This window comes from Wenzhouxiangella limi, from assembly GCF_010499265.1.
Taxonomy (GTDB): domain Bacteria; phylum Pseudomonadota; class Gammaproteobacteria; order Xanthomonadales; family Wenzhouxiangellaceae; genus Wenzhouxiangella; species Wenzhouxiangella limi.
On sequence record NZ_JAAGSC010000004.1, the window covers coordinates 1 to 263 of the forward strand.

1 protein-coding gene is annotated in these 263 nt (G+C 50.6%); it reads left to right on the top strand.

Annotation, left to right across the window (positions count from 1 at the left end):
- Nucleotides 1–263: hypothetical protein (locus tag G3I74_RS16375; protein WP_203594411.1), on the top strand; the 263-nt coding region annotated here is incomplete at both ends.

The following is a 263-nucleotide window of genomic DNA, read 5'->3' on the forward strand; positions in this document are numbered from 1 at the left end:
GTATCCGTATCGGTATCCGTATCGGTATCCGTATCGGTATCCGTATCGGTATCCGTATCGGTATCCGTATCGGTATCCGTATCGGTATCCGTATCCGTATCGGTATCCGTATCGGTATCCGTATCGGTGTCCGTATCGGTATCGGTGTCCGTATCGGTATCGGTATCGGTATCCGTATCCGTATCCGTATCCGTATCCGTATCCGTATCCGTATCCGTATCCGTATCCGTATCCGTATCCGTATCCGTATCCGTATCCGTATC